Genomic DNA, 22,118 nt, shown 5'->3' with positions numbered 1-22,118 from the left:
TTGCAATGAAAAAAAAGCGCCTTTTTGATCGAGAAAGTATTTGGAAAACCAGATTAATTATTGTGCTGTTTCTCTTGTCTTACACAGGAATGACTTCACAAACCACGACCACATCGGCACCTAAAAATATGCGCTTCAAGGATTCTCTGGATGGAGCTATCGATTTAAGCAATTTTCTTATTTATGCAAATGGATTTCTTGTAGTTCCTGCTATTATATCTGAACCTGCTTTAGGAGGTTTTGGAGGCGTTTTGGCTCCAGTATTTCTTAAAAAACACGCTCCCGTAATCGAAGAAGATGGCAAAAAACGTTTTATAAATCCAGATATAACTGGAGGATTTGGAATGTACACGGCAAATAACAGCTGGATGGTCGGAGCTTTTCGTTCGGCAACTTTAATAAAGCCAAAAATATTATACCGTGTTGGAGCTGCTTATGGAGATGTGAATCTATCTTTTTATGCTAATAATCTGCCGACTGGGAGCGATCAGGAATTTAAATTGAACTTTAGAACTTCGGTTTTTTATACACAATGGTTAAAGCAATTTAGAAATGCAAAATGGAGCGCCGGACCACAATATTTGTTTTTAAATTCTAAAATAAATCTACCCGATTTTAATCTTCCGCCCCCGTTTGTTAAGCCTGGCGATATTAAAAGTACCGTGAGTCAGTTAGGAGCAGCGCTTCAATTTGATGGCCGAGACAACATATTTACACCAGATAAAGGAATTCGCATTCAGTCAGATTTCTTTTGGTCAGACAAAGGACTGGGAAGTGATTATAATTTCTGGCGCATTAATTTGTCTGCAATAGGATATTACCTAATAACTGATAAATTAATTGGCGGACTAAGGATTGAAGGAGAACAGGCGTTGGGGAGTCCGCCTTTTTATCTTAAACCGGGAATCAATTTACGAGGAATTCCGACAGCTAGATATATGGGAAACACCAGTATTGTAAACGAACTCGAGTTTCGTTGGGATTTATATCGAAGATGGAGCTTAATGGGATTTGGCGGTCTTGCAAGTGCTTTTGATGATTGGGATAAAGCATTTGCCAAACCAGTTGTTTACAGTTACGGAACAGGTTTTAGATATTTAATAGCACGAAAGTTTAAACTTCGAATGGGTGTTGATATTGCAAAGGGAAATGAAGATTGGGCTTATTATATTGTTTTTGGAAGTAATTGGATGAGGTGATTTTTTAGTAAAGAGTAAAGAGTGAAAAGTAAATAGAGAAGCTCCCGATAGTAATTATCGGGAGTTCTTTTTTTATATAATTGCCAGTAAAAAGCTTTCTATTTCTTCCAATAAGGCTTAATGATTTTGTTTTGGTTTCGGCTTAAAGCTAATAATACGATAGCTCCTACGGCACAGAATAAAATAGCCTGAATAGATCCTTCAGGACCAAATTCTCCTCCGGTAATGAATTCTGGACCCTGTATTTTTGCATTCAATAAACTATTTGTTTTTTCATTTCCAGATGTTATAGCGCCATAAATTCCCGATTGTGTAAAATTCCAGGCAAAATGCAAAGCTATCGGAAACCATAAATTACGGCTGTAAATAAAAGCGGCTCCAAGCATAAAACCTGCCATAGTTATGCATATTCCCGAAATCAAAGTTCCGTGAGGATTTGCAAGATGAAAGACACCAAACAGTACTGAAGATAGGGTAAGGGAAATATAACTTCCCAGTTTTTCTTCCACAATTCTAAAGATAATGCCGCGTACCAATATTTCTTCAATAATGGCAACCGTAAACATAATAGTAAAAGGAATCAGAATGAATGAAATTGGATTGATATTCGCAACACTGTAGCTTCCGTTAAGATAGATTACTAAAATAGTGAGAGATTGTAAAGTAAAACCAATCAGAGTGCCGATGATAAGATTTTTTGCAAGTCCTTTTGTCGAAAACTCTGTGATGGTTCTTTTGTCGTATTTTTTAAAGAAAAGAACATAACTGAAAATGCATAAGGCAGAAACAAAAAGACCTTTTAAAAGGTTTCGGTAATCTTTTTCAAGCGGCGTTAAGGATAGTAATTTTACAGCAATTTGTTGACTAATAATGACAACTGCCATAAAAGTAAGTAAAGCAAGAAAGATTTTTGTTATTGGAGAATTAAACGTTTTTTGTTTTAAAGTAAGCGTTTCCATTTGATTGTATTTAATGATTTATGATGAGACAAAAGTAGGCGGCATCAAATACAAAAAATAGAATGAAATTTGCCTCTTCTATAATTTTTGAAATTGTTTGGGCAAAAATCCAGTTTGATTTTTAAACGTTCTAATAAAATGGCTTTGGTCTGCAAAACCGCATTCTAAAGCAATTTCGGTTAAATTCTTTTCATTGGATTGTATTAGCGAAAGCGAACGATTAATTTTAATTCGGCGCATATATTCGCCCAGTGTACAGCCAAAATACTTTGGAAAATGCTTCGAAATTGTAATTGGGCTGAGGTTTAAAACCTGAGCAAGATCTTTTAGATTGGGATTTTCATTCCAGCAATCTTGCAGCAGTTCATTTAAACTTTTCACCCAAAACGGACTTTTCTCAAATCGTTCAAAATGTTCATTTGCATTCGCTAACTGAGAAAATAACATATTCACATTATCATTCGTAAAATTGTCGGCTGACTGCGATTCTTTAAAAATTTTCAGAATCAAAGATTTAGCAAACACACTATTCTGAATTGATTTTTCAATTTCAGCTTCATTAATATGAAGTCCCTTTAAAAGATTTTCTTCAATTTCAATATTAATATTTCGGGAAGGAAAAAGCGTGTTTTGATTCAGATGCAGTTCGTCGCTGTGGTAGAATAATAAAGAACCGGGACCAACAGTTTCGCTTGAATTTTTTCTTTTTTCGGTTGTACCTCCTTTCAGGAAAAGTGTAATGTGCGCGTTATTGTGCGAATGCCAGCCTTCATAAACTTTATTTTGATACTCCGTTTCAACAACTGCAATTCCCTCATGAGTATTGAAGATGTTTTTGGTATTGCCTAAATAAGTTTCTTTTTCCAGTTCGTACATGTCCTGTTTTTTACGTGTCAAAACACAAACCAAAATACTACTTATTTGTTAATAATAACGAGTATTTTAAAATTAAGATTTTAAAGAAAATGATCTAATTATCTAATTGCCACATTATCTAATTAAAAAAAATCAGATTGCATTATTTGTAAGGTTTTAATGTATAATAAAAACATTGTATAAAAATTAACGCAAAAACAATAGTTTTTTTACCTGATATTTAATTGATTTGTAACAAAAATAAAATTAGGTTACTAATAAGTTAACTTTTTAAATCTTTTGATTATGTATAAAAATACAATGAAATCAGTTTTTGCAGCATCGGCTTTTTTAGTTGGTGTGAGTGGCTGTTTTGCACAAGACATTTTGGTAAACTCATTAAAGTTAAATGCAAGTGATAAAAGTAAAGAGAACTTTAAATTCACCGAAGTAGTTAACTTAGGAACAACATCAGTAAAAGCTCAGGGATCTTCTGGAACTTGCTGGAGTTATGCTTCAAACTCATTTTTAGAATCAGAAATGATTCGTTTAGGAAAACAGCCAGTAGAATTGTCTCAGGTTTTTTCGGCAAGAAATGTATATGTTGACAAAGGCGTAAATTATGTGCGTATGCATGGTGCAACTACATTAGGTGACGGAGGTTCGCTTCATGATGTAATCAATATGTATAAAAAATACGGAACTGTTCCAAGGGAAGTTTACACAGGTTTAAACTACGGAACAGACAAAAATAAATTTGCCGAAATGGCTGCGCTTATCGAAGGCGTTTTGACAGCTGTTGTTAAAAATCCAAATGGAGAATTGACTCCAAACTGGCAAAAAGCTTACGCGGCAGTTATTGATTCTTATTTAGGAAAAGTGCCGGATAATTTCACTTACAAAGGGAAAAGTTATACACCACAGTCGTTTGCTAAAGAAGTAGTAGGCATCAATCCAGACGAATATATTGAAATGTCTTCGTTTACAACTTCTCCATATTACCAAAAAACAACTTTAATGGTGCCAGACAACTGGTCATTAGATCAAGTTTACAATGTAAAAGTAAACGACATGACCGATGTTATTGACAATGCTTTGAAAAAAGGATATACTGTAGCTTGGGCAACAGATGTAAGTGAGAAAAGCTTTAGCTGGAAAAATGGTGTTGCTTATGTTCCGACAAAAAAATTCGACGACATGACGGCTGAAGAAAAAGCAGACATGTTCAACGGACCAAAAGCAGAACCAGAAATTACGCCAGAAATGCGTCAGGCAGCGTTTGATAATTACACCACAACTGATGATCATGGAATGCATATTATTGGTATTGCAAAAGATCAAACAGGAAAAGAATATTATATCGTAAAAAATTCTTGGGGAGAAACAAACGACTATAAAGGTTTCTTGTTTGTAACCAAAAATTTCGTGAAATACAAAACAACTGCCTTAATGGTAAACAAAGGTGGAATTCCAAGCGATATTGCTAAGAAATTAGGAGTTTAGTTTTATTCCGACTTAAAATAATAATAGCGCCCAAGCAATTGTGGCGCTATTTTTTTTGATTTTTTGTCACTTCCAGTGCATAAAAACAGTACTTAAACGTCTTTTAAGGTTGTTTACGGGTGAAATAAACATAAAAAAGGAACTATGACTAACTTTACTATAGTTTTTTGAAATAAACAGAACTTAATCAATTTATCATGAAAAATTATGCAGAAATTTTTGTGACAATTGTATGTGTTGTTCCTTTTTGCTGTTTTGCACAGCGGGCGGCTTCAAAAGCTCCTATCATTGCGGCAGCTGGAAATACACAGTTACAGTCAAACAATAAAACAGATAATGATCTTGTTATAGAAGCTTACTATGTTGAAGAAACAATTAATATGACTTTTGGAAGAAGAGTTACAAAATATGAAGTTTCAAAACTAGATATGGTAAATACCTACGATCTCGGCCCAAATAATACGAGAACAGTAACTCCAATTTATAGAAAAGCCAAATTAAAACAAACCAATGTACCTCTAATGTCAAAAGTGGTTATCGATATTCCTGATGAAAAAGTGGAGCCGGTAAAAGTCGCAGTAGCGCGTCCTGCGGAAACTAAAAAATACATCGACATCGATATTTCAAAAACCTACACAAAAGTGGTGGATAAAGGTTATAAAAACACCGATATGCTTAAAAAAGTAGCAGACAAATCGTATTTTGAAGGTGACATGGAAGCTGCAGCAAAATATTATGAAGAACTGCTTGAAGTAGGTAAAAATCTAGATCCTATTTACTACTATCGCTGTGCAGAGTCATTAAAAGCAATTAACAAGCCAGAAAAAGCAAATGAGATGATGGTATTGTTTGAAAGCAAAAATCCATCTAATAAAGTAGCGAAACAATAAAAAAAACAGAAAGAATGAAGAGATGAACTTTACTTTGATATAAAACAAAAAAAAAGACTATCGTAATGATAGTCTTTTTTTTTAAGCTCCCCCTCTTGGGCTCGAACCAAGGACCCTCTGATTAACAGTCAGATGCTCTAACCAACTGAGCTAAGGAGGAATCACCTTAAAGGTAAATATGTTTGCTAAAAAAAGTTGCTCCCCCTCTTGGGCTCGAACCAAGGACCCTCTGATTAACAGTCAGATGCTCTAACCAACTGAGCTAAGGAGGAAAGTGTTGCTCTTTTTAGCGAGTGCAAATATAATCGAATTTTTAGTTTCTCAAAAATATTTTAACTCTTTTTATTCATTTTTTTTTCTACTTCATAATTGCCTTATAAATGTCGTTTCCATTTGCGAACAAAAGCAACGCTATAAGTAGTACGAAGCCAACCATTTGGGCGTTTTCAAGGAATTTATCGCTTGGTTTTTTGCCACTAATAATTTCGTATAATAAAAACATCACATGACCTCCATCAAGAGCCGGAATTGGCAATAAATTCATAACTCCAAGCATAATTGACAATAAAGCAGTGATTGACCAGAAAGCTTCCCAGCTCCAAGAATCTGGAAAAACATTGAAAATAGCCGCAAATCCACCTACTTCTTTATAAGCTTCGGTTTTAGGATTAAATATCTTTTTAAGCTGCGTTCCATAATCAATAAGTCCGTTTACTCCCATATTGATTCCAATTGGAATTGATTCAAAAAAGCCAAATTTTTGACGGTTTACTGTATAAAGTCCCAGTTTCTCGATATTAGAATAAGGTATTCTCACCGCGTAAGCTACTCCAGATTTAGACTTATTATTAAATTTTAAAGTAGTCTGAATGATTTTATCACCTCTTTTAATTGTAATTGGAACTATTTTTCCTTCATGATTTTTAAATCTTGCCACAGCTTCATCTGCATAATTTAATGGAGCACCGTCAAAATGTGTGATAATATCAGCAGTTTTTAAATTTTTATCATTCGGAGAATCTTTTTCAAATCCTGAAACAATAAACGGAATTCTCATTTCAACTAAAGAATGTTTTACTCCAGAGTTGCTGATTTTATTAATAATGTTGACAGGAAACTTAATTGTTTTTTCTTCATTGTTTCTTTCAATGGTAACTTCATTAGCCATGTACAAATTTTTGGCGATATCATCGTATCGATCCATTTTTTTGCCATTAACGGCAATAATTTTATCCCCAGTTTGAACACCCGCTTTTTCAATGGCAGGATTAGTTACCCATACACCGTCTTTCAAATCGGTATTTGCAATATAAGTATCACCAAAAACGAAAGCCATACCTATATATATGATAAAAGCTAGGATAAAGTTTACCGTAACACCACCAAGCATAATGATCAAACGCTGCCAAGCTGGTTTAGAACGAAATTCCCACGGTTGAGGAGGCAAAGCCATTTGTTCTTTGTCCATACTTTCGTCGATCATTCCAGAAATTTTCACATAACCGCCAAGAGGTAGCCATCCAATTCCGTATTCTGTTTCGCCGATTTTCTTTTTTAATAGAGAATATTTAACATCAAAAAATAAGTAAAATTTTTCGACTCTTGTTTTAAACAATTTTGCAGGGATAAAATGCCCTAATTCGTGAAGAATAATAAGTAAAGATAAACTCAATAGAAATTGAGAGAGTTTGATAACTATATCCATTTTATAATTTTAGTTCGTATTTAACGCACAAAAGTAACGTTTTAAAATTTAATTTAAGCCCGCAATATAATACTTAAGGTTTTAAATGTTTGTTAATTAATAAACATTTAGATTTCTCCTTTTATAAGGATACCGTAACTTTACTTTTTATAAGGCTGCTGTCTTCAATTGGTAGTCTAAAACTATTAAAAGTTACAAATATGGCTTCACAATTATTTTCTGCTTTAACATTAAAAAATATCACTTTAAAAAATAGAATTGTCATTTCGCCAATGTGTCAATATTCAGCCGAAGACGGATTTGCAAACAATTGGCATCTGGTTCATTTAGGAAGCCGTGCAAGCGGTGGAGCAGGATTGATTATTCAGGAAGCTACTGCAGTTTCTCCTGAGGCAAGAATTTCTCCTACTGATCTCGGAATTTGGAAAGACGAGCATATCGCAAAACTCAAAGAAATCAACGAATTTATCGTTTCACAAAATTCCATTCCCGGAATTCAATTGGCGCATGCCGGGCGAAAAGCGAGCGTTTCCTCACCTTGGCTCGGAAATAAAAAATTAGATTTCGCTCAAGGCGGATGGCAGACTGTTGCGCCAAGTGCGATTCCTTATCACGATAACGAACCGTTTCTTCCTGAAGCTTTAGATAAAAACGGAATTCAGAAAGTGATTTCTGATTTTAAAACAGCAACAAAAAGAGTAGTTGAAGCAGGATATAAAGTTTTAGAAATTCATGCGGCGCACGGCTATTTGCTGCACCAGTTTTTATCACCTTTAACAAATGCGAGAACCGATGAATATGGTGGAAGTTTTGAAAACAGAATCCGATTTACTTTAGAAATCCTAGAAGCAGTTCAAACTGAATGGCCTTCAGATTTACCTTTAATTGTTAGAATTTCGGCAACAGATTGGGCAGAAGGCGGATGGAATCCTGAAGAATCGGTACAGCTTGCTAAAATAGTAAAAGAAAAAGGAGTAGATTTAATCGATGTTTCGTCTGGAGGATTGGTTTCGCATCAAAAAATCGCAATTGGTCCGGGTTATCAGGTTTCTTTTGCAGAAAAGATTAAAAAAGAAGCGAATATTTTGACGGGAGCGGTAGGTTTAATTACGGAAGCCAAACAAGCAGAAGAAATTTTGAATAATGGTCAGGCTGACTTAATTTTGTTTGCCAGAGAATCATTAAGAAATCCGAATCTGCCTTTAGATTTCGCCGCAGCATTACACGACGATATTCATTGGCCAAAACAATACGAAAGAGCTAAACTATAATATTTTTCCGCCACGAATTCACGAATTTATTTTTAAAATTCGTGAATTCGTGGCGGAAAAAAAAACATAACAAAATGCAAAAAATAAAAACAGCACTATTATCATACGGAATGTCGGGAAAAGTTTTTCACGCTCCGTTTTTAGATATTCATCCCGGTTTTGAATTATTAGGATCTTGGGAAAGAACTAAAAAATTAATTCAGGAAGATTATCCATACGTTAAAAGTTATCCTTCAATCGATGATTTATTGGCAGATGATGTTGATTTGGTAATCGTAAACACACCAGTTGGCACGCATTACGAATATGCTAAAAAAGTACTTTTGGCAGGAAAACATGCCGTTGTTGAAAAAGCTTTTACCACAACAGTTGCAGAAGCCGAAGAGCTGACGCAAATTGCAAAAGACAAAGGATTAAAATTGGCCGTTTTTCAAAACAGAAGATGGGACAGTGATTTTAAAACCATTCAAAAAATAATCAACGAAGGAGTTTTAGGAGAATTAGTCGAAGCTGAATTTCATTTTGACAGATACAATCCGTTGTTGAGCCCTAAAGCACATAAAGAAACAGCTAATGACGGCGCCGGAGTTTTAAAAGATTTAGGGCCACATATTATCGATCAGGCGATCTGTTTATTTGGTTCTCCAAAATCGGTTTTTGGGGATATCCGTTTTACCAGACAAAATTCTTTAGTAGATGATTGGTTTGATTTGCTTTTGATTTATGAAAAATTCAGAGTGCGTTTAAAAGCAGGTTTTTTTGTGAGAGAAGCCAATCCTGCTTATACGATTCACGGTAAAAAAGGTTCGTTTTTAAAACCAAGAGGCGACGTTCAGGAAGACGAATTGAAAATCGGAAAAAAGCCAAATTTAGAATCGTGGGGAACAGAACCGGAAGAACTTCAAGGTTTGCTTCATACCGAAATTGACGGAAAAGTAATTCGCGAAAAAGTACCAACATTACAAGGGAATTATTTCTGTTTTTTTGACGGCGTTTATAATTCGATTATAAACGATACAACAGAACCAGTTACCGGCCGAGACGGAATAAAAGTTATGCAGATTATTGAAGCAGCAATCGCAAGTAATGCACAACGAACAGTAATTCGTTTATAGAAATTATAGCCCGCTGATTGTACGGATTAAACTGGTTTTAATTTATAATGTGTGGTTAAAAATGAAATAATATAAATCGTAGAGACGCACAGCAGTGCGTCTTTTTTTATGTCAAATAATAATTGCAATCCGTGTAAATCAGTTTAATCCGTACAATCCGTGGGCCAAAAACACAGCAATTTATAAACAATAACGTTGTAAATAAAGGAACAATTTGAACGGTGAAAGAAATACACAGCTTTTTTGTACTTTTATGGTATAATCCCAAAATGCATCGATTTTGATAAATTTCAATCCGCTAGAACTTTTTCAGACAAAAGGAAAAATCAAGAAAGTTTTTAGAGAAGCAAAAGCTTCTTATTTAAACCGAATTCGTTTTGCTGTCGGAATGTTTTATTTCGGAATGGGGTTGAGTTTTGCCACTTGGGCAAGCCGAATTCCGGATATAAAAACCGCTTTGCATTTATCCGAAGGCGATCTGGGTTCGATACTTTTTGCTTTGCCAATGGGACAATTGATCATCATGCCTTTTTCAGGAAAAATGGTTACTAAATTTGGAAGTCACCGCATTTTAGTCTTCTCTCTAATTATGTACGTTTTGTGCCTGGTCAATTTAGGTCTGGCAACAACAGCGCTTCAATTGTCATTGGGTTTGTTTTTATTTGGATTATTTGGAAACTTAGCCAATATCGCTGTAAATACGCAAGGTGTTTATACCGAAGTACTTTTTAGAAAAACAATCATGTCTTCGTTTCACGGAATGTGGAGTTTTGCTGGATTTTCGGGAGCTCTAGTTGGACTCGGAATGTTGGCGTTAAATTTATCACCGTTACATCATTTTATAATTGTCGGCATCGTAGTATTGTTGATGGTTGCCTTTAATTTTAAATTTTTGGTCAAAGCCAAAGAAAAAATCAAACACAAAGATAAAGGCGAGAAGAAAAAATTATTCGCAAAACCAGACAGTGCTTTAATTTGGCTTGGCGTAATTGGATTTTGCAGTATGGCCAGCGAAGGTGTAATGTTTGACTGGAGCGGTGTATATTTCAAAGATATTGTAAAAGCTCCCGGCCCGTTAGTAATTTTGGGTTATACCTCGTTTATGATTATGATGGCCAGCGGAAGATTCTTAGGTGACGGATTGATCAATAAATTCGGGCGTGAACGTGTGATGCAGATTAGCGGTGTCATGATTTCGGGCGGACTTTTTACAGCTGTTTTTCTTCCTTATTTAATTCCTTGTACCATTGCTTTTATGGCAGTTGGTTTGGGTGTAGCTACCATAGTTCCTACCGTTTACAGCATGGCAGGAAAAAACCCGACAGTTCCGCCAGGCGAAGCTTTAACCATAGTTTCTAGCGTAAGTTTCTTAGGATTTTTAATGGGACCTCCTGTTATTGGTCACATTGCTGAGAATTTTGGACTTCAATTCTCTTTTGCTTTTATCGGAATCTTTGGTGTTCTGATTGCTTTTATGGTTTCTAAAATTAGAACTACAGTTTAAAAATTTAATGGTAAAAAAACCAAAAAATAGGCAAATCTACTTAAATAATTTTAAATTTCAACCAAAATATTAGTAAGAAAATATTTATAAATATAAATGTTTTCTTTACATTTGAATTTCATGATTTAAGAATTTAAATCAATTTACTTTTTCCAAAAACCAATTTTATCTTTTGAATAGGATGAAAATCCGAAAATAATTTTCAGAAATAAATTGGAACTTTAATGATAAAAAAATACTTCGGGTTTTTACTTCTATGCTCTTTTAATTTTGCCTTTGCACAAGAAACAATTTTTAGAGGGATTGTAATTGATGCTAAAACGCAAAATCCTCTCGAGAATGTTGTGGTTACAATTCAAAATACTTCCATAACAAAACTTACTTCAAAAACGGGTCAATTTGAACTGCATTCTTCTGTAAACGGAGAACAATTGCTGTTGATTCATAGTCAAGGTTTCAAAGATTTGCTTCTTAAAATTCAGTCTAAATTTGGACAGATCGTTTATCTCGGAACACTTCAACTTGAAGATTTATATACTGATGAAACTCCGGCCGCATTAATTACACTTTTAGATACTGATTTGTCTGATGACAACAGTTCGTCAGAAATGACTTCTGGGCTTTTACAGTCTTCAAAAGATGCTTTTATGCAAGCTTCTGGTTTTAATTGGGGGCAAGCCCGATTTAAAGTTCGCGGTCTAGACAATGAAAACGGTACTATGATGCTCAACGGCATGACAATGAATAAAATCTACGACAGACGACCGCAGTGGAATAATTGGGGAGGTTTAAATAATGTACTCCGAAATCAGGAATTTTCAATTGGCGCCGCTGTTTCAAATTATACTTTTGGAGGCGTTTTAGGAACACAACAAATTGCTACACGAGCTTCTTTATATAGAAAAGGTACACAGCTCACTTTTTCAGGAAGCAATTCAGCTTATACTTGGCGCGCCATAGGAACGTACGCTTCAGGAATGAACGCTTCGGGCTGGGCTTATGCAATTTCAGCAGGAAAAAGATGGGCTGGTGAAGGCTATTTTGAAGGAACAAATTTCAATGCAGATTCTTTTTTTATAAGCGTAGAGAAGAAATTAAATAACAGACAATCACTTAATTTTACTGGATTTTACACACCAAATTCCCGTGGAAAAAATTCTCCAAATACGGATGAAGCAGTCGCATTGATGGGAGAAAAATACAGTTCGTATTGGGGATTTCAGAGCGATAAAAAACGAAATGCAAGAGTAAAAAATATTGAAGAACCGCTCTTCATGCTGAATCATTATTTTAAAATCGATGAAAAAAACAATCTGAATTCGGGAATAATGTATCAGTTTGGGAAAGTGGGAAACACCAATATTGATTATCAAAATGCCAATAGTCCAGATCCCGTTTATTACCGAAAAATGCCAAGCTATTTTAGTTCGCTTTACGCCAAAGATCATGGCGAATTTTCAGGAGATTTTACTCCAGATTATCAAAATGCTGAAAAAAGCAAAACAACATTTCTGTCAAATTCCCAAATTGATTGGAATGCCATGTATCTGGCAAATCAAAAACCGGGTCAAAATGGTTATGAACCTGCACAAAGCCATTATGTTCTTTATGAAGACAGAACAGATGATAAAACTTTTGCGTTAAATTCAACCTTAAATTCTCTGATTAATTCAAACCTTTCTTTTGACGCAGGAATGGTTTATCGGAATTTAAAATCACACAATTTTCAGTATTTGCTCGATCTTCTTGGAGGAGAATATTTTGTAGATATTGATCCGTTTTATAAAGGAAATTTATCCCAATCCGATTTACAGCATCCGGATCGGCAAGTAAAAGAAGGGGATGTTTATGGTTATAATTATAATTTTTTAGCCAATACGATCGATGCTTTTACGCAGTTTAAATTCTCCTATAATAAATTCGAATTTTATCTGGGACAGTCCTATTCAATTTCCAATTATCAGCGTGAAGGATTGTATCAAAACGGGATTTACGCTAAGAATTCTTTAGGAAAAAGCGAAAGAGCAACTTTTGAGAATTTTGGTTTTAAAGGCGGATTCACTTATAAAATTTCAGGCAGACAATTGTTTTTCTTCAATGGCGAACACCTTACTAGAGCACCATCTTTGAGAAATACATTTTCTAATTCACGCTTGAATAATACTATAGTGAACGGAATTGAAAGTGAAAATGTAACCAGCGTCGAAGCGAATTATGTGTATCGCTCACCAAAACTCAAATTGCGTTTTACGGCTTATTATACTTTAATAAAAAACACTTCTAAAACTTCTTTCTTTTATGCCGAAGGAATATTTGAGAAGGGCACGGGTTACGATCCAACGGATGCTTTCGTTAGCCAAACTTTGACGAAATTAGACAAGAAAAATACAGGCGCTGAGTTAAGTTTTGAATATCAAATTTCTCCAACTTTTAAAACCACTTTTTCTGCTGCTTACGGAAACTTTATCTATAGCAGTAATCCAAATGTTTCGATTACAAATGATGCAAACGCTTCTAAAGATGGTGCTCAGACCACTTTTGATTTTGGGCGTGCCTATCTTAAAAATTACAGACAAGCCGGAACGCCTCAAAATGCTGTTTCATTTGGTTTAGAATATCGTGATCCCAAATTTTGGTGGCTTGCTACTAATATAAATTATTTGACAGATAATTATATTGATGTTTCACCAATTTCAAGAACAGCTCAATTTTATATTAATCCAGTGAATGGTTTTCCTTTTCCCGAAGCCACTTCTGAACGAGGAAATGAATTGCTGAAACAGGAAAAATTTAATCCTGTAACCTTGCTTAATATCAGTGGAGGAAAATCTTGGCGTGTTCGCCAAAAATATATTGGACTCTTTGCCAGTATTAATAATCTGTTGAATTTAGTATATAAAACGGGCGGTTTTGAGCAGGCTAGAAATGCTAATTTCAGAGCATTAAATCAAGATGTTTCAAGCGGAACACCATCGTTTGGACCAAAATATTATTACAGTTACGGCCGAATTTATTTTTTAAATCTTACTCTCGGTTTATAAATTGAAAACTTATTTCTCATGAAAAAATTACTTCTCTATTTTATTTCATTCTTGTTTTTCTGCAGTTGCAGCACTGAAATTGAAACGCCAAAATTAGTCTGCACACAGCCTGATTTCGAGGTGAATAAAACTGTCGAAAAAGTCTCTGAACTTTCGAGCCCAACTGCAAAACAATATTCATATGATGATATTATTGAAGCTTATGCAGTATCAAGTGATGAAGACGGAAATTTTTTTAAAACCATTTCGTTTCAGACTAAAGCAACAGAAGAACTTCCTGCAATAGGATTTAGTGTTCCTGTTGATGCTTCAAATACGTATATAGATTACAGAGTGGGAAATAAGGTTTACATAAAACTTAAAGATCAATTTACAGATTTGTATTATGGTGGATTACGAATTGGAAATTTATATGTCAGCAACGCTGGTGATCCAACAATTGGGAGAATTTCGCAAAATGAAATTAAAAATGTTCTAAATGCTTCTTGTACAATTGTCAATGAAAATGAATTAGTTGAATCGCTTTCGATTGAAGAAGCTCTAAATGATTCGAAATTAAATACTTTAATAGAGCTCAATAATGTTGAATTTACAGAAGAAGCCTTAGGCCGTCATTATTTTGAAGAAACAAATAATGTTGGCGGATCAACAAATTGGAATTTGAGAGACAAGGCAGGAAACCAGATTATTTTTAGAACTAGCAGTTATGCAAAATTTGCAGATCATTTTGTACCAGAAGGAAGCGGTAAAGTCCGTGGGATTTTGACCAAATTTGGATCTGATTATCAATTTATGGTTCGATTTGAAAGTGATATTACTATGAACGAAAAACGAAATAATCCGTTTTTTTCAGAAGATTTTCAGTCGGTTAAAAATAATCTGAATTTTGTGCTTCCAGGCTGGAGCAATATTGTCGAAAAAGCCACCAAATTATGGAAAAGCATGGTGTATTCAGGAAATGGTTATGCTGAGTTTAATACTACAGGTACAACCGCAGCCGAAAATATTGCCTGGCTGATTTCTCCAAAAATTAATTTATCAGGCTATAAAAACGCAGTATTATCTTTTAGAAGTGCACAACATGATTTAAAGGCCGATTCGCCATTAAATACTTTAGAAGTTTATATTTCGACAAACTTTGATGGTTCTAATATTGCTAAAGCAAAATGGACAAAATTAGAAGCAAAAGTTCCGTCGTTAACTGCTCCTGCACGTCAATTTATTAGTTCTGGCGGTATCGATTTATCAGCATATTCTGGAAATATAAATATAGGTTTCAGATACGTTGGATCTGGAAAAGACAAAACTTTGAACGGTGCTTTTATGGTTGATGATGTTAAGATTTTTGGCGAAAAGTAGGTTGTTGTTTTTGTGATTTTGATGAAGAAAAATTAATAGCAATTGTTTTTGAGGTTTAAGCAGTTAAAATTTGTCAGAATTTTGTATTTTGGTCATCCCAAATTAATACAAATACCACATGAAAACCTACTTTATCGCCATCTTGATGATGGTATCTCCATTCCTGATGCACAGCCAGGATCAGCCTGATGCAGTTAAATTAAAGCAAATCAACGTTGTAAAGACAAATTACCAGAATTCTAAAGATGGTGAAATTGTAAACAAAACGTTTGTATTTAAAGAAGGAAAAGTTCAAACAATTACTACTTCAGATGTTGTACAGCATTTTTCTTATAATAAAAATGGCCTGCTCGACATGACTGTAAAAGACAAAGTAGGAAGCGACTGGAAAGAAGTTGTGAACTATTCTTATGATGCAGATAACAATATCATCAAATTTGTAAAAAAATATCAGGAAGGACCTGATTACATTACAAAAGTGGTGACGTTTTTTTACGAAGGAGCTAGAGTAAAAGTAACGACTAAGAAAAGTACAAATCACCAGAATTTAGTTGATGATATTGAGTATATTGTTGAAAACGGAATCATTGTAAGACGTACTTCTCGCGACAGAAATAAACAGATTATTGGTAAAATTGAGTACGTTTATGTAAACGATAATGTTTCAAAACACAAAGGTTTGGTTGGAGATAAAATCTCAAAATCATTTACTTATGACGATAAAAAGTCGGTTGATCAATTAATTGTTCAGAGTCTTTTTGGTGATAATTATAAAATAATTGTACCAATGATTTCGTATCATGAAGAAGAATTTGCTTTTGAATCAATTTCGTATAATAATGAAATGAATTTCAGTCCATCATCTACTGCATTAGTTGCGGTAAGCAGAAAGTACAAATACAATAAACTGAATTTCCCAATTTCATGTTCTCAGATTGAGGAAAACGGAATTGTAAAAACAGAAACAACATTTATTTACGAATAAAAAATCGCAGTTTAAATATAAAAAACCATTTAGAAATTAGTTTTCTGGATGGTTTTGTTTTTTATAAAAGCTGTAATTTCCTAAATCGAACTTAAAAACGGAATTCTATAAGGATTAGTGTTTTACAAATGATTAAATTTGCACCTTATTCAAAGCTATGTTAGAAAAAGAAGTTATAAATTTTGAAAGAACTGCCATTGTTGGTATTGTGACTCAAAATCAAAGTGAGGAAAAACTTAACGAATATTTGGACGAATTAGAGTTTTTGACTTTTACCGCAGGCGGTGAAGTGATTAAACGCTTTTCGCAAAAAATGGAACGCCCAAACCCGAAGACTTTTATGGGAACGGGAAAAATTGAAGAAATCAATCTTTTTGTAAAAGAAAACAATATATCGACTTTAATTTTTGACGATGAATTGTCGCCTTCACAGCAAAAAAACATTTCCAGAATTATAGATTGCAAAATCTTAGACAGAACAAATTTAATCCTAGATATTTTTGCACAGAGAGCCGAAAGTTCGTACGCAAGAACTCAGGTTGAATTGGCACAATGTATTTATTTATTGCCAAGACTTTCCGGTTTATGGACGCACCTTGAGCGTCAGAAAGGTGGTATTGGTATGCGTGGTCCTGGAGAAACGGAGATTGAAACGGACAGACGTATTGTTCGTGACCGAATTTCGTTATTGAAAGACAAAATCAAAACGATTGACAAACAAATGGGTGTCCAAAGAAGCAATCGTGGCGCGATGGTGCGCGTTGCTCTAGTTGGTTACACCAATGTTGGAAAATCGACTTTGATGAATGCAGTTGGAAAAAGTGATGTGTTTGTTGAGAATAAATTATTCGCAACTTTAGACACAACGGTTCGAAAAGTGGTGATTAAAAACCTGCCATTTTTGCTTTCAGATACAGTAGGTTTTATTAGAAAATTGCCAACACAATTGGTAGATTCTTTTAAAAGTACGCTTGATGAGGTTCGCGAAGCTGATTTGCTTCTGCATATTGTAGACATTTCGCATCCTGATTTTGAAGATCATATTGAATCGGTTAATCAGACTTTACATGATATTAAAGCGCATGAAAAACCTGTAATTATGGTTTTCAATAAAATTGACGCTTACAAACATTTGACGATTGATGAAGATGATTTAATGACCGAAAAAACACCAAGACATTATACACTTGATGAATGGAAATCAACTTGGATGCATCGTTTAGGAGAAGAAAATGCATTGTTTATTTCGGCTACGAATAAAGAAAATTTTGAGGAATTCAGAGAAAGAGTTTATGAAGCGGTAAGACAAATTCATATTACTAGATTTCCTTATAACAAGTTTTTGTATCCGGATTATAAAGATGCAATCGAGAAAGAAGAAGAGCAAGAAGAAAATTAATTTACCGCGAAGAGCGCCAAAATTATAGTAAAGTATCTTCACAAAACACAAAGTTCGCAAAGCTAAATGTAGATTTAGCTTTGCGAACTTTGTGTTTATGTAAAACCAATTAATTTATTAAAAACCTTAGCGTTCTTTGCGGTAAAATATAAGAGGTTTTAAGTTTCAAATTAAAATCCGAAGTTAACTCCTAAACCAAATACTTCTCTGGTTTGCAGTCCTGCAAATGCATTATCATCATAAATAGCCTGGAAGGATAAATTGGCTGATAAAAATTTGTTGACTTTCATGATAATATTCAGCGAATAATTGATATCTACGTTTTGTGGGTCTTCAAGATAGTTTGAATAAAGATTAAGAGTGTTTTCGGCCGTTACGTTAGTCATGATTGCCAATTTGTAATAAATAGAGGCATAGAAACCTAGTTCGTAACGCATACTTTTACCTTCATCAACACCAAAATAATTACCGTCAATATATGGCAGACCTGTAAATCTATCAATTCCAGTTGTATAAGCACTGTCTACAAAAGTGAATTTTGAAGTTAGTGGTGCAAAATTTACTTTAAGATTGTCATCTTTTGTCCAATAAATTCCGGGACCTGTGGTAAGATAACCAGGAGACATGAATTTGGTTTGTTCTGTCCTGATTTGTTTTCCGTTGACATCTTGGCCGTAAATGTAACCGGTTGAAAACTGCGTTCTGAAATTTAGGAAGAAGGAGTAGTACCATTGTCCAAACGCTTTTTTTCCGACAATGGAATTGAATTCTAAGCGGTCATCTGTTTTTTTTGTAAAGTCATCATTTTTGGTTTGCAGAAGACCGTATGATGCTAAAATTTTGTTGTCCCAAGTGACATCATCTTTTTTATAATTAAAATCGTAGTTGATTCCTAGTGTTCCTGAAAAGCTGTCTTCACCTCCCGCAATCCAGTTATTAAAACTCGACTGATTTAATAAAAGAGAAACGGTTCCTTTGGTTTTCCAGCCTTCACCTTCGATGGTATCGTTGATTTTTTTTACGGCTTTTTCAGTGTTCTGAATTAACTCTTTCTCTGAATTTTGGGCTTGTAAAAATGTGAAGTTTACTAAAATGAAAAGTAATACAGTTAGCTTTCTCATGGTTTTTAGTTTAGAAGTATATAAACAAATATACTAAAAACCGTTAAAAGCTTAAGTGTTAATTGATTGTAAAAGCAGGTTATTTCTTAGATTCTTTGTATAAAGGTACTGCAGAACATGCTTCGCCATACATTATGCTTCTTGCAAATGGCTGTAAATAGGTTGTTGCTAAAATATAAGCACGCATTGGAACGGGTTTTTTAGAACATCCTTTCACAATAACAGGTTTATTTTGATAAGCCGAATAATCTACGTTTTTTAAGATTTCTTCGTACAAACTTGCATCCAAATCTTCTATTGTGCCGTTAACAACTTTTTTAGCATAAGGCGCTAAATAAACACTCACTAATATTAAGGCCCAAGCCGGAACAATAGCGTCTGTAGCGCAATGTACCGCAACATATTGATCTTGATATTGTGACCAATCGTGATTTTTCAAGTGCTCTCTAAAGTCTTTTTCTTTCAATAAAAATCCTTCCAAAAGCCATTGCGAAATGTCAATCTGCACACGCATTCCTTTTGGATAATAATCCTCGAGATCAAAAACTTCTAAAGCACTATTGGCAACTTTATTGATGATTTCTTCCATTCGTCAAGTCTTAAAGTCGAAGGTCGAAAGTCATAAAGTCCTTTACTTTAGACTTTATGACTTTCAACTTTATGACTATTTTTTAAAGCATTCCTAATTCTAACTTAGCTTCTTCGCTCATTAAATCTTTGCTCCAAGGCGGATCGAAAGTAATTTCAACATCAACATCTTTGATGTATTCGATTGTTTTTACTTTTTCTTCTACTTCTCTTGGTAAACTTTCCGCTACTGGACAGTTTGGAGATGTTAATGTCATTAAGATTTTTACTTCGTAATCTGTGTTTACCATTACGTCGTAAATTAATCCTAATTCATAAATATCAACAGGAATCTCAGGGTCGTAAATACCTTTTAAAACTTTTACGATTGATTCTCCTAATTCGTTTGTGTCTATTTCTTGGCTCATTTTTATTTTTTGTTTTTACCATTAAGATATTAAGAAAATTAAGTTTTGCCGTACACTTAATTCTCTTCTAATTGCCAAGAAAATTAAGCTTAAAGCTTTATGAACCTTAATGTCTTAATGGTTTAAATTTTTTTAATTTTTGTTTTTAGCATCAAATGCCAAAGCGTACATTTTGATGTTTTTTATCATCGAAACCAAGCCGTTGGCGCGTGTTGCTGATAAATGTTCTTTTAATCCGATTTCGTCTATAAAATCAGTATCAGCATTTATGATATCTTCTGCTTTTTGATTCGAGAAAGCGCGAATTAAAATCGCGATAATTCCTTTGGTCAAAATTGCATCGCTGTCTGCAGTAAAAACAATTTTATCGTCGTTTTGTTCACCTTGCAACCAAACTTTTGACTGGCAACCTTTGATTAAATTTTCATCTATTTTATAGTCTTCTTTAATCAGTGGAAGACTTTTTCCTAGTTCGATGATGTATTCATAACGTTGCATCCAGTCGTCGAACATTGAAAATTCGTCTATTATTTCGTTTTGAATTTCTTTTATTGTCATAATTATTCTTTAGCAAAATCAACCAGTAAATTTACCAGTTTTTCTATTTCCTTTGGAGGAAAACCATTGTCGAAACCTTTGGTTTCGTAGGTTTTTTGATTTTGAGTTATTTTTAAATTTCCTATTGCGGCACCATCATAAAAACGTTTTTCTGTTGGGGCTTTCAAGTTTGGAATATTTTCTAAATTCACTTTCGAAAATTCAGTTACAATTTGTTTCCATTTTGCATCGTCAATTTTCTTTTCTACAGCTTGAGCATTTCTTCCATTGGTAACTGAAACTGTTTTATTCTCCACAATTATCTTTTTGAAAAGACCTCTGGAAACTGCCGAATATTCAATTTGTGTCGAAGTCATATCGGCTTTTTTTTGGCTTGAGCATCCCGTTCCGATAAAAAGCGTTAAGAGCAATAAAGATAAGATTCTCATATTTTTTTAGCTAAGCATTGTTTGAGCCTTTTTAATGGCTTCGATCATTTGATCGATTTCTTCTTTGGTATTATAGAAAGAGAAAGAAGCACGAATCGTTCCCGGAATACAGAAGAAATTCATGATTGGCTGTGCACAATGATGTCCGGTTCTAACCGCAATTCCTAATTTATCGATAATCGAACCAATATCATATGGATGAATTCCATCAATATTAAACGAAACTACCGATGCTTTATTTTTCCCGGTTCCGTAGATTCTCAAACCTTCAATTTCTAATAAACGTTTTGTCGCGTACGCTAAAAGTTCGTTTTCGTATTCCTGAATATTTTCGAAACCAATAGTGTTTAGATAATCAATCGCAGTTCCTAAAACAATTCCGCCCGCGATATTTGGAGTTCCGGCTTCAAATTTATGAGGAAGATCAGCGTAAGTTGTTTTTTCGAAAGTCACTTCTTTGATCATTTCGCCACCGCCTTGATAAGGAGGAAGTTTGTTCAGCCATTCTTCTTTTCCGTATAAAATTCCGGTTCCGGTTGGACCGCACATTTTATGTCCTGAAAAAGCATAAAAATCACAATCTAATTCCTGAACATTTGGTTTTAAATGTGGAACCGCCTGCGCACCGTCAATCAAAACTGCAGATCCAACAGCGTGTGCTTTATCAATAATATATTTAATCGGATTAATGATTCCGAGTGCGTTTGAAATATGATTTACCGTAACAACTTTTGTTTTTTCTGAAAGAAGCGCATCAAATTCTTCCAAAATCAATTCGCCATCTTCGTTCATCGGAATCACTTTTAAAGTAGCTCCGGTTTTTTCGCATAACATTTGCCACGGCACAATATTACTATGATGTTCTAATGAAGAAACCATTACTTCGTCGCCCGGTTTTAAGATAGAAGCAAAACCATTTGTAACCAAGTTGATTCCGTGCGTAGTTCCCGAAGTAAAAAGCACTTCGTGAGCATGTTTTGCATTGATATGGTCTTTCACTTTGCCACGAGAAATTTCGTAAGCATCAGTAGCTAACTGGCTTAAAGTGTGAACACCACGGTGAATATTGGCGTTGATTTCCTGATAATATTTCACTTCTGCATCAATCACGATTTGTGGTTTTTGCGAAGTGGCTCCGTTGTCGAAATATACTAAAGGTTTTCCGTTTACAGTTTGTGAAAGTATCGGAAAATCAGCTCTTATTTTTTGAATATCTAGCATGTCTTATTTA

Annotated in this window: 19 protein-coding genes and 2 tRNA genes; 10 read left to right on the top strand and 11 right to left on the bottom strand. The window is 34.3% G+C overall.

Annotation, left to right across the window (positions count from 1 at the left end; genetic code table 11):
• Window positions 1-5: 5 nt before the first annotated feature.
• On the top strand, window positions 6-1,199 hold the full coding sequence (locus tag GKZ88_RS06935; RefSeq protein WP_230392472.1) for a BamA/TamA family outer membrane protein: 1,194 nt from the start codon (window positions 6-8) through the stop codon (window positions 1,197-1,199).
• Window positions 1,200-1,297: 98 nt separating this feature from the next.
• Here GKZ88_RS06935 and GKZ88_RS06930 read toward each other — a convergent pair whose 3' ends face one another.
• Entirely contained in the window at window positions 1,298-2,158 is an 861-nt protein-coding gene (locus tag GKZ88_RS06930) for a type II CAAX endopeptidase family protein (protein ID WP_155101642.1), read from the bottom strand.
• 78 nt (window positions 2,159-2,236) lie between these two features.
• Window positions 2,237-3,034 (bottom strand): response regulator transcription factor, encoded by a 798-nt coding sequence (locus tag GKZ88_RS06925; protein WP_155101641.1) that lies wholly within the window; start codon window positions 3,032-3,034, stop codon window positions 2,237-2,239.
• Between the two features lie 285 nt (window positions 3,035-3,319).
• Between GKZ88_RS06925 and GKZ88_RS06920 the strand changes: the two genes are divergently transcribed.
• A complete protein-coding gene (locus GKZ88_RS06920) occupies window positions 3,320-4,516 on the top strand; it encodes a C1 family peptidase (RefSeq protein ID WP_155101640.1) in 1,197 nt (398 codons plus the stop codon).
• A gap of 197 nt (window positions 4,517-4,713) precedes the next feature.
• On the top strand, window positions 4,714-5,406 hold the full coding sequence (locus GKZ88_RS06915) for a hypothetical protein (protein ID WP_155101639.1): 693 nt from the start codon (window positions 4,714-4,716) through the stop codon (window positions 5,404-5,406).
• Between the two features lie 86 nt (window positions 5,407-5,492).
• Here GKZ88_RS06915 and GKZ88_RS06910 read toward each other — a convergent pair.
• The 3 genes from GKZ88_RS06910 to rseP all read right to left on the bottom strand — a co-directional run bounded on the left by GKZ88_RS06910 (window position 5,493) and on the right by rseP (window position 7,111).
• Window positions 5,493-5,566, bottom strand: a tRNA-Asn gene (locus tag GKZ88_RS06910).
• 38 nt (window positions 5,567-5,604) lie between these two features.
• Window positions 5,605-5,678, bottom strand: a tRNA-Asn gene (locus GKZ88_RS06905).
• 86 nt (window positions 5,679-5,764) lie between these two features.
• On the bottom strand, window positions 5,765-7,111 hold the full coding sequence (gene rseP, locus GKZ88_RS06900; protein ID WP_155101638.1) for an RIP metalloprotease RseP: 1,347 nt from the start codon (window positions 7,109-7,111) through the stop codon (window positions 5,765-5,767).
• Between the two features lie 200 nt (window positions 7,112-7,311).
• Here rseP and GKZ88_RS06895 point away from each other — a divergent pair, with 200 nt between their 5' ends.
• The 7 genes from GKZ88_RS06895 (at window position 7,312) to hflX (ending at window position 17,785) form a co-directional block, all read left to right on the top strand.
• Complete coding sequence (locus GKZ88_RS06895) at window positions 7,312-8,382, top strand: NADH:flavin oxidoreductase/NADH oxidase (protein ID WP_155101637.1); 1,071 nt, start codon at window positions 7,312-7,314, stop codon at window positions 8,380-8,382.
• A 74-nt stretch (window positions 8,383-8,456) separates the two neighbouring features.
• Window positions 8,457-9,497 carry a Gfo/Idh/MocA family oxidoreductase gene (locus tag GKZ88_RS06890; RefSeq protein ID WP_155101636.1) on the top strand — a complete coding sequence of 347 codons (1,041 nt, stop codon included), beginning with the start codon at window positions 8,457-8,459 and terminating at the stop codon, window positions 9,495-9,497.
• A 280-nt stretch (window positions 9,498-9,777) separates the two neighbouring features.
• Window positions 9,778-11,001 carry an MFS transporter gene (locus tag GKZ88_RS06885; protein WP_155101635.1) on the top strand — a complete coding sequence of 408 codons (1,224 nt, stop codon included), beginning with the start codon at window positions 9,778-9,780 and terminating at the stop codon, window positions 10,999-11,001.
• A gap of 224 nt (window positions 11,002-11,225) precedes the next feature.
• Window positions 11,226-14,042, top strand: a complete 2,817-nt coding sequence (locus GKZ88_RS06880) for a carboxypeptidase-like regulatory domain-containing protein (RefSeq protein ID WP_155101634.1) — start codon at window positions 11,226-11,228, stop codon at window positions 14,040-14,042.
• Between the two features lie 18 nt (window positions 14,043-14,060).
• Window positions 14,061-15,401, top strand: coding sequence for a DUF5689 domain-containing protein (locus tag GKZ88_RS06875; RefSeq protein WP_155101633.1), 1,341 nt, complete (start codon window positions 14,061-14,063; stop codon window positions 15,399-15,401).
• A 118-nt stretch (window positions 15,402-15,519) separates the two neighbouring features.
• Window positions 15,520-16,386, top strand: coding sequence for a hypothetical protein (locus GKZ88_RS06870; protein ID WP_155101632.1), 867 nt, complete (start codon window positions 15,520-15,522; stop codon window positions 16,384-16,386).
• 157 nt (window positions 16,387-16,543) lie between these two features.
• The gene (gene hflX, locus GKZ88_RS06865; RefSeq protein WP_155101631.1) at window positions 16,544-17,785 is read left to right on the top strand and encodes a GTPase HflX; all 1,242 of its coding nucleotides are present in this window, start codon (window positions 16,544-16,546) and stop codon (window positions 17,783-17,785) included.
• A gap of 170 nt (window positions 17,786-17,955) precedes the next feature.
• On the opposite strand, the gene GKZ88_RS06860 is transcribed toward hflX, so the two are convergent.
• From GKZ88_RS06860 to GKZ88_RS06835, 6 genes are all read right to left on the bottom strand, one after another.
• Window positions 17,956-18,906, bottom strand: coding sequence for a DUF3078 domain-containing protein (locus GKZ88_RS06860; protein WP_155101630.1), 951 nt, complete (start codon window positions 18,904-18,906; stop codon window positions 17,956-17,958).
• A 79-nt stretch (window positions 18,907-18,985) separates the two neighbouring features.
• Window positions 18,986-19,495 carry a DUF2480 family protein gene (locus tag GKZ88_RS06855; RefSeq protein WP_155101629.1) on the bottom strand — a complete coding sequence of 170 codons (510 nt, stop codon included), beginning with the start codon at window positions 19,493-19,495 and terminating at the stop codon, window positions 18,986-18,988.
• 82 nt (window positions 19,496-19,577) lie between these two features.
• Window positions 19,578-19,901, bottom strand: a complete 324-nt coding sequence (locus tag GKZ88_RS06850) for a DUF59 domain-containing protein (RefSeq protein ID WP_155101628.1) — start codon at window positions 19,899-19,901, stop codon at window positions 19,578-19,580.
• Between the two features lie 132 nt (window positions 19,902-20,033).
• Window positions 20,034-20,459, bottom strand: coding sequence for a SufE family protein (locus GKZ88_RS06845; RefSeq protein WP_155101627.1), 426 nt, complete (start codon window positions 20,457-20,459; stop codon window positions 20,034-20,036).
• A gap of 2 nt (window positions 20,460-20,461) precedes the next feature.
• A complete protein-coding gene (locus GKZ88_RS06840) occupies window positions 20,462-20,887 on the bottom strand; it encodes a hypothetical protein (protein WP_155101626.1) in 426 nt (141 codons plus the stop codon).
• A gap of 6 nt (window positions 20,888-20,893) precedes the next feature.
• Window positions 20,894-22,108: a cysteine desulfurase gene (locus tag GKZ88_RS06835; protein WP_155101625.1), complete on the bottom strand. Its 1,215-nt coding sequence runs from the start codon at window positions 22,106-22,108 to the stop codon at window positions 20,894-20,896.
• Between the last annotated feature and the right edge of the window lie 10 nt (window positions 22,109-22,118).

It is taken from the genome of Flavobacterium sp. LC2016-01, from assembly GCF_009711135.1.
GTDB lineage: Bacteria > Bacteroidota > Bacteroidia > Flavobacteriales > Flavobacteriaceae > Flavobacterium.
Note: the sequence above shows the minus strand (reverse complement) of the source record. Positions and strands in the feature narration are given on the sequence as shown.

Excerpts from the sequence above, each read along its gene's own strand:
- GKZ88_RS06935 (WP_230392472.1), top strand. The coding sequence starts at position 6 with ATGAAAAAAAAGCGCCTTTTTGATCGAGAAAGTATTTGGAAAACCAGA.
- GKZ88_RS06930 (WP_155101642.1), bottom strand. The coding sequence starts at position 2,158 with ATGGAAACGCTTACTTTAAAACAAAAAACGTTTAATTCTCCAATAACA.
- GKZ88_RS06925 (WP_155101641.1), bottom strand. The coding sequence starts at position 3,034 with ATGTACGAACTGGAAAAAGAAACTTATTTAGGCAATACCAAAAACATC.
- GKZ88_RS06920 (WP_155101640.1), top strand. The coding sequence starts at position 3,320 with ATGTATAAAAATACAATGAAATCAGTTTTTGCAGCATCGGCTTTTTTA.
- GKZ88_RS06915 (WP_155101639.1), top strand. The coding sequence starts at position 4,714 with ATGAAAAATTATGCAGAAATTTTTGTGACAATTGTATGTGTTGTTCCT.
- rseP (WP_155101638.1), bottom strand. The coding sequence starts at position 7,111 with ATGGATATAGTTATCAAACTCTCTCAATTTCTATTGAGTTTATCTTTA.
- GKZ88_RS06895 (WP_155101637.1), top strand. The coding sequence starts at position 7,312 with ATGGCTTCACAATTATTTTCTGCTTTAACATTAAAAAATATCACTTTA.
- GKZ88_RS06890 (WP_155101636.1), top strand. The coding sequence starts at position 8,457 with ATGCAAAAAATAAAAACAGCACTATTATCATACGGAATGTCGGGAAAA.
- GKZ88_RS06880 (WP_155101634.1), top strand. The coding sequence starts at position 11,226 with ATGATAAAAAAATACTTCGGGTTTTTACTTCTATGCTCTTTTAATTTT.
- GKZ88_RS06875 (WP_155101633.1), top strand. The coding sequence starts at position 14,061 with ATGAAAAAATTACTTCTCTATTTTATTTCATTCTTGTTTTTCTGCAGT.
- GKZ88_RS06870 (WP_155101632.1), top strand. The coding sequence starts at position 15,520 with ATGAAAACCTACTTTATCGCCATCTTGATGATGGTATCTCCATTCCTG.
- hflX (WP_155101631.1), top strand. The coding sequence starts at position 16,544 with ATGTTAGAAAAAGAAGTTATAAATTTTGAAAGAACTGCCATTGTTGGT.
- GKZ88_RS06860 (WP_155101630.1), bottom strand. The coding sequence starts at position 18,906 with ATGAGAAAGCTAACTGTATTACTTTTCATTTTAGTAAACTTCACATTT.
- GKZ88_RS06855 (WP_155101629.1), bottom strand. The coding sequence starts at position 19,495 with ATGGAAGAAATCATCAATAAAGTTGCCAATAGTGCTTTAGAAGTTTTT.
- GKZ88_RS06850 (WP_155101628.1), bottom strand. The coding sequence starts at position 19,901 with ATGAGCCAAGAAATAGACACAAACGAATTAGGAGAATCAATCGTAAAA.
- GKZ88_RS06845 (WP_155101627.1), bottom strand. The coding sequence starts at position 20,459 with ATGACAATAAAAGAAATTCAAAACGAAATAATAGACGAATTTTCAATG.
- GKZ88_RS06840 (WP_155101626.1), bottom strand. The coding sequence starts at position 20,887 with ATGAGAATCTTATCTTTATTGCTCTTAACGCTTTTTATCGGAACGGGA.
- GKZ88_RS06835 (WP_155101625.1), bottom strand. The coding sequence starts at position 22,108 with ATGCTAGATATTCAAAAAATAAGAGCTGATTTTCCGATACTTTCACAA.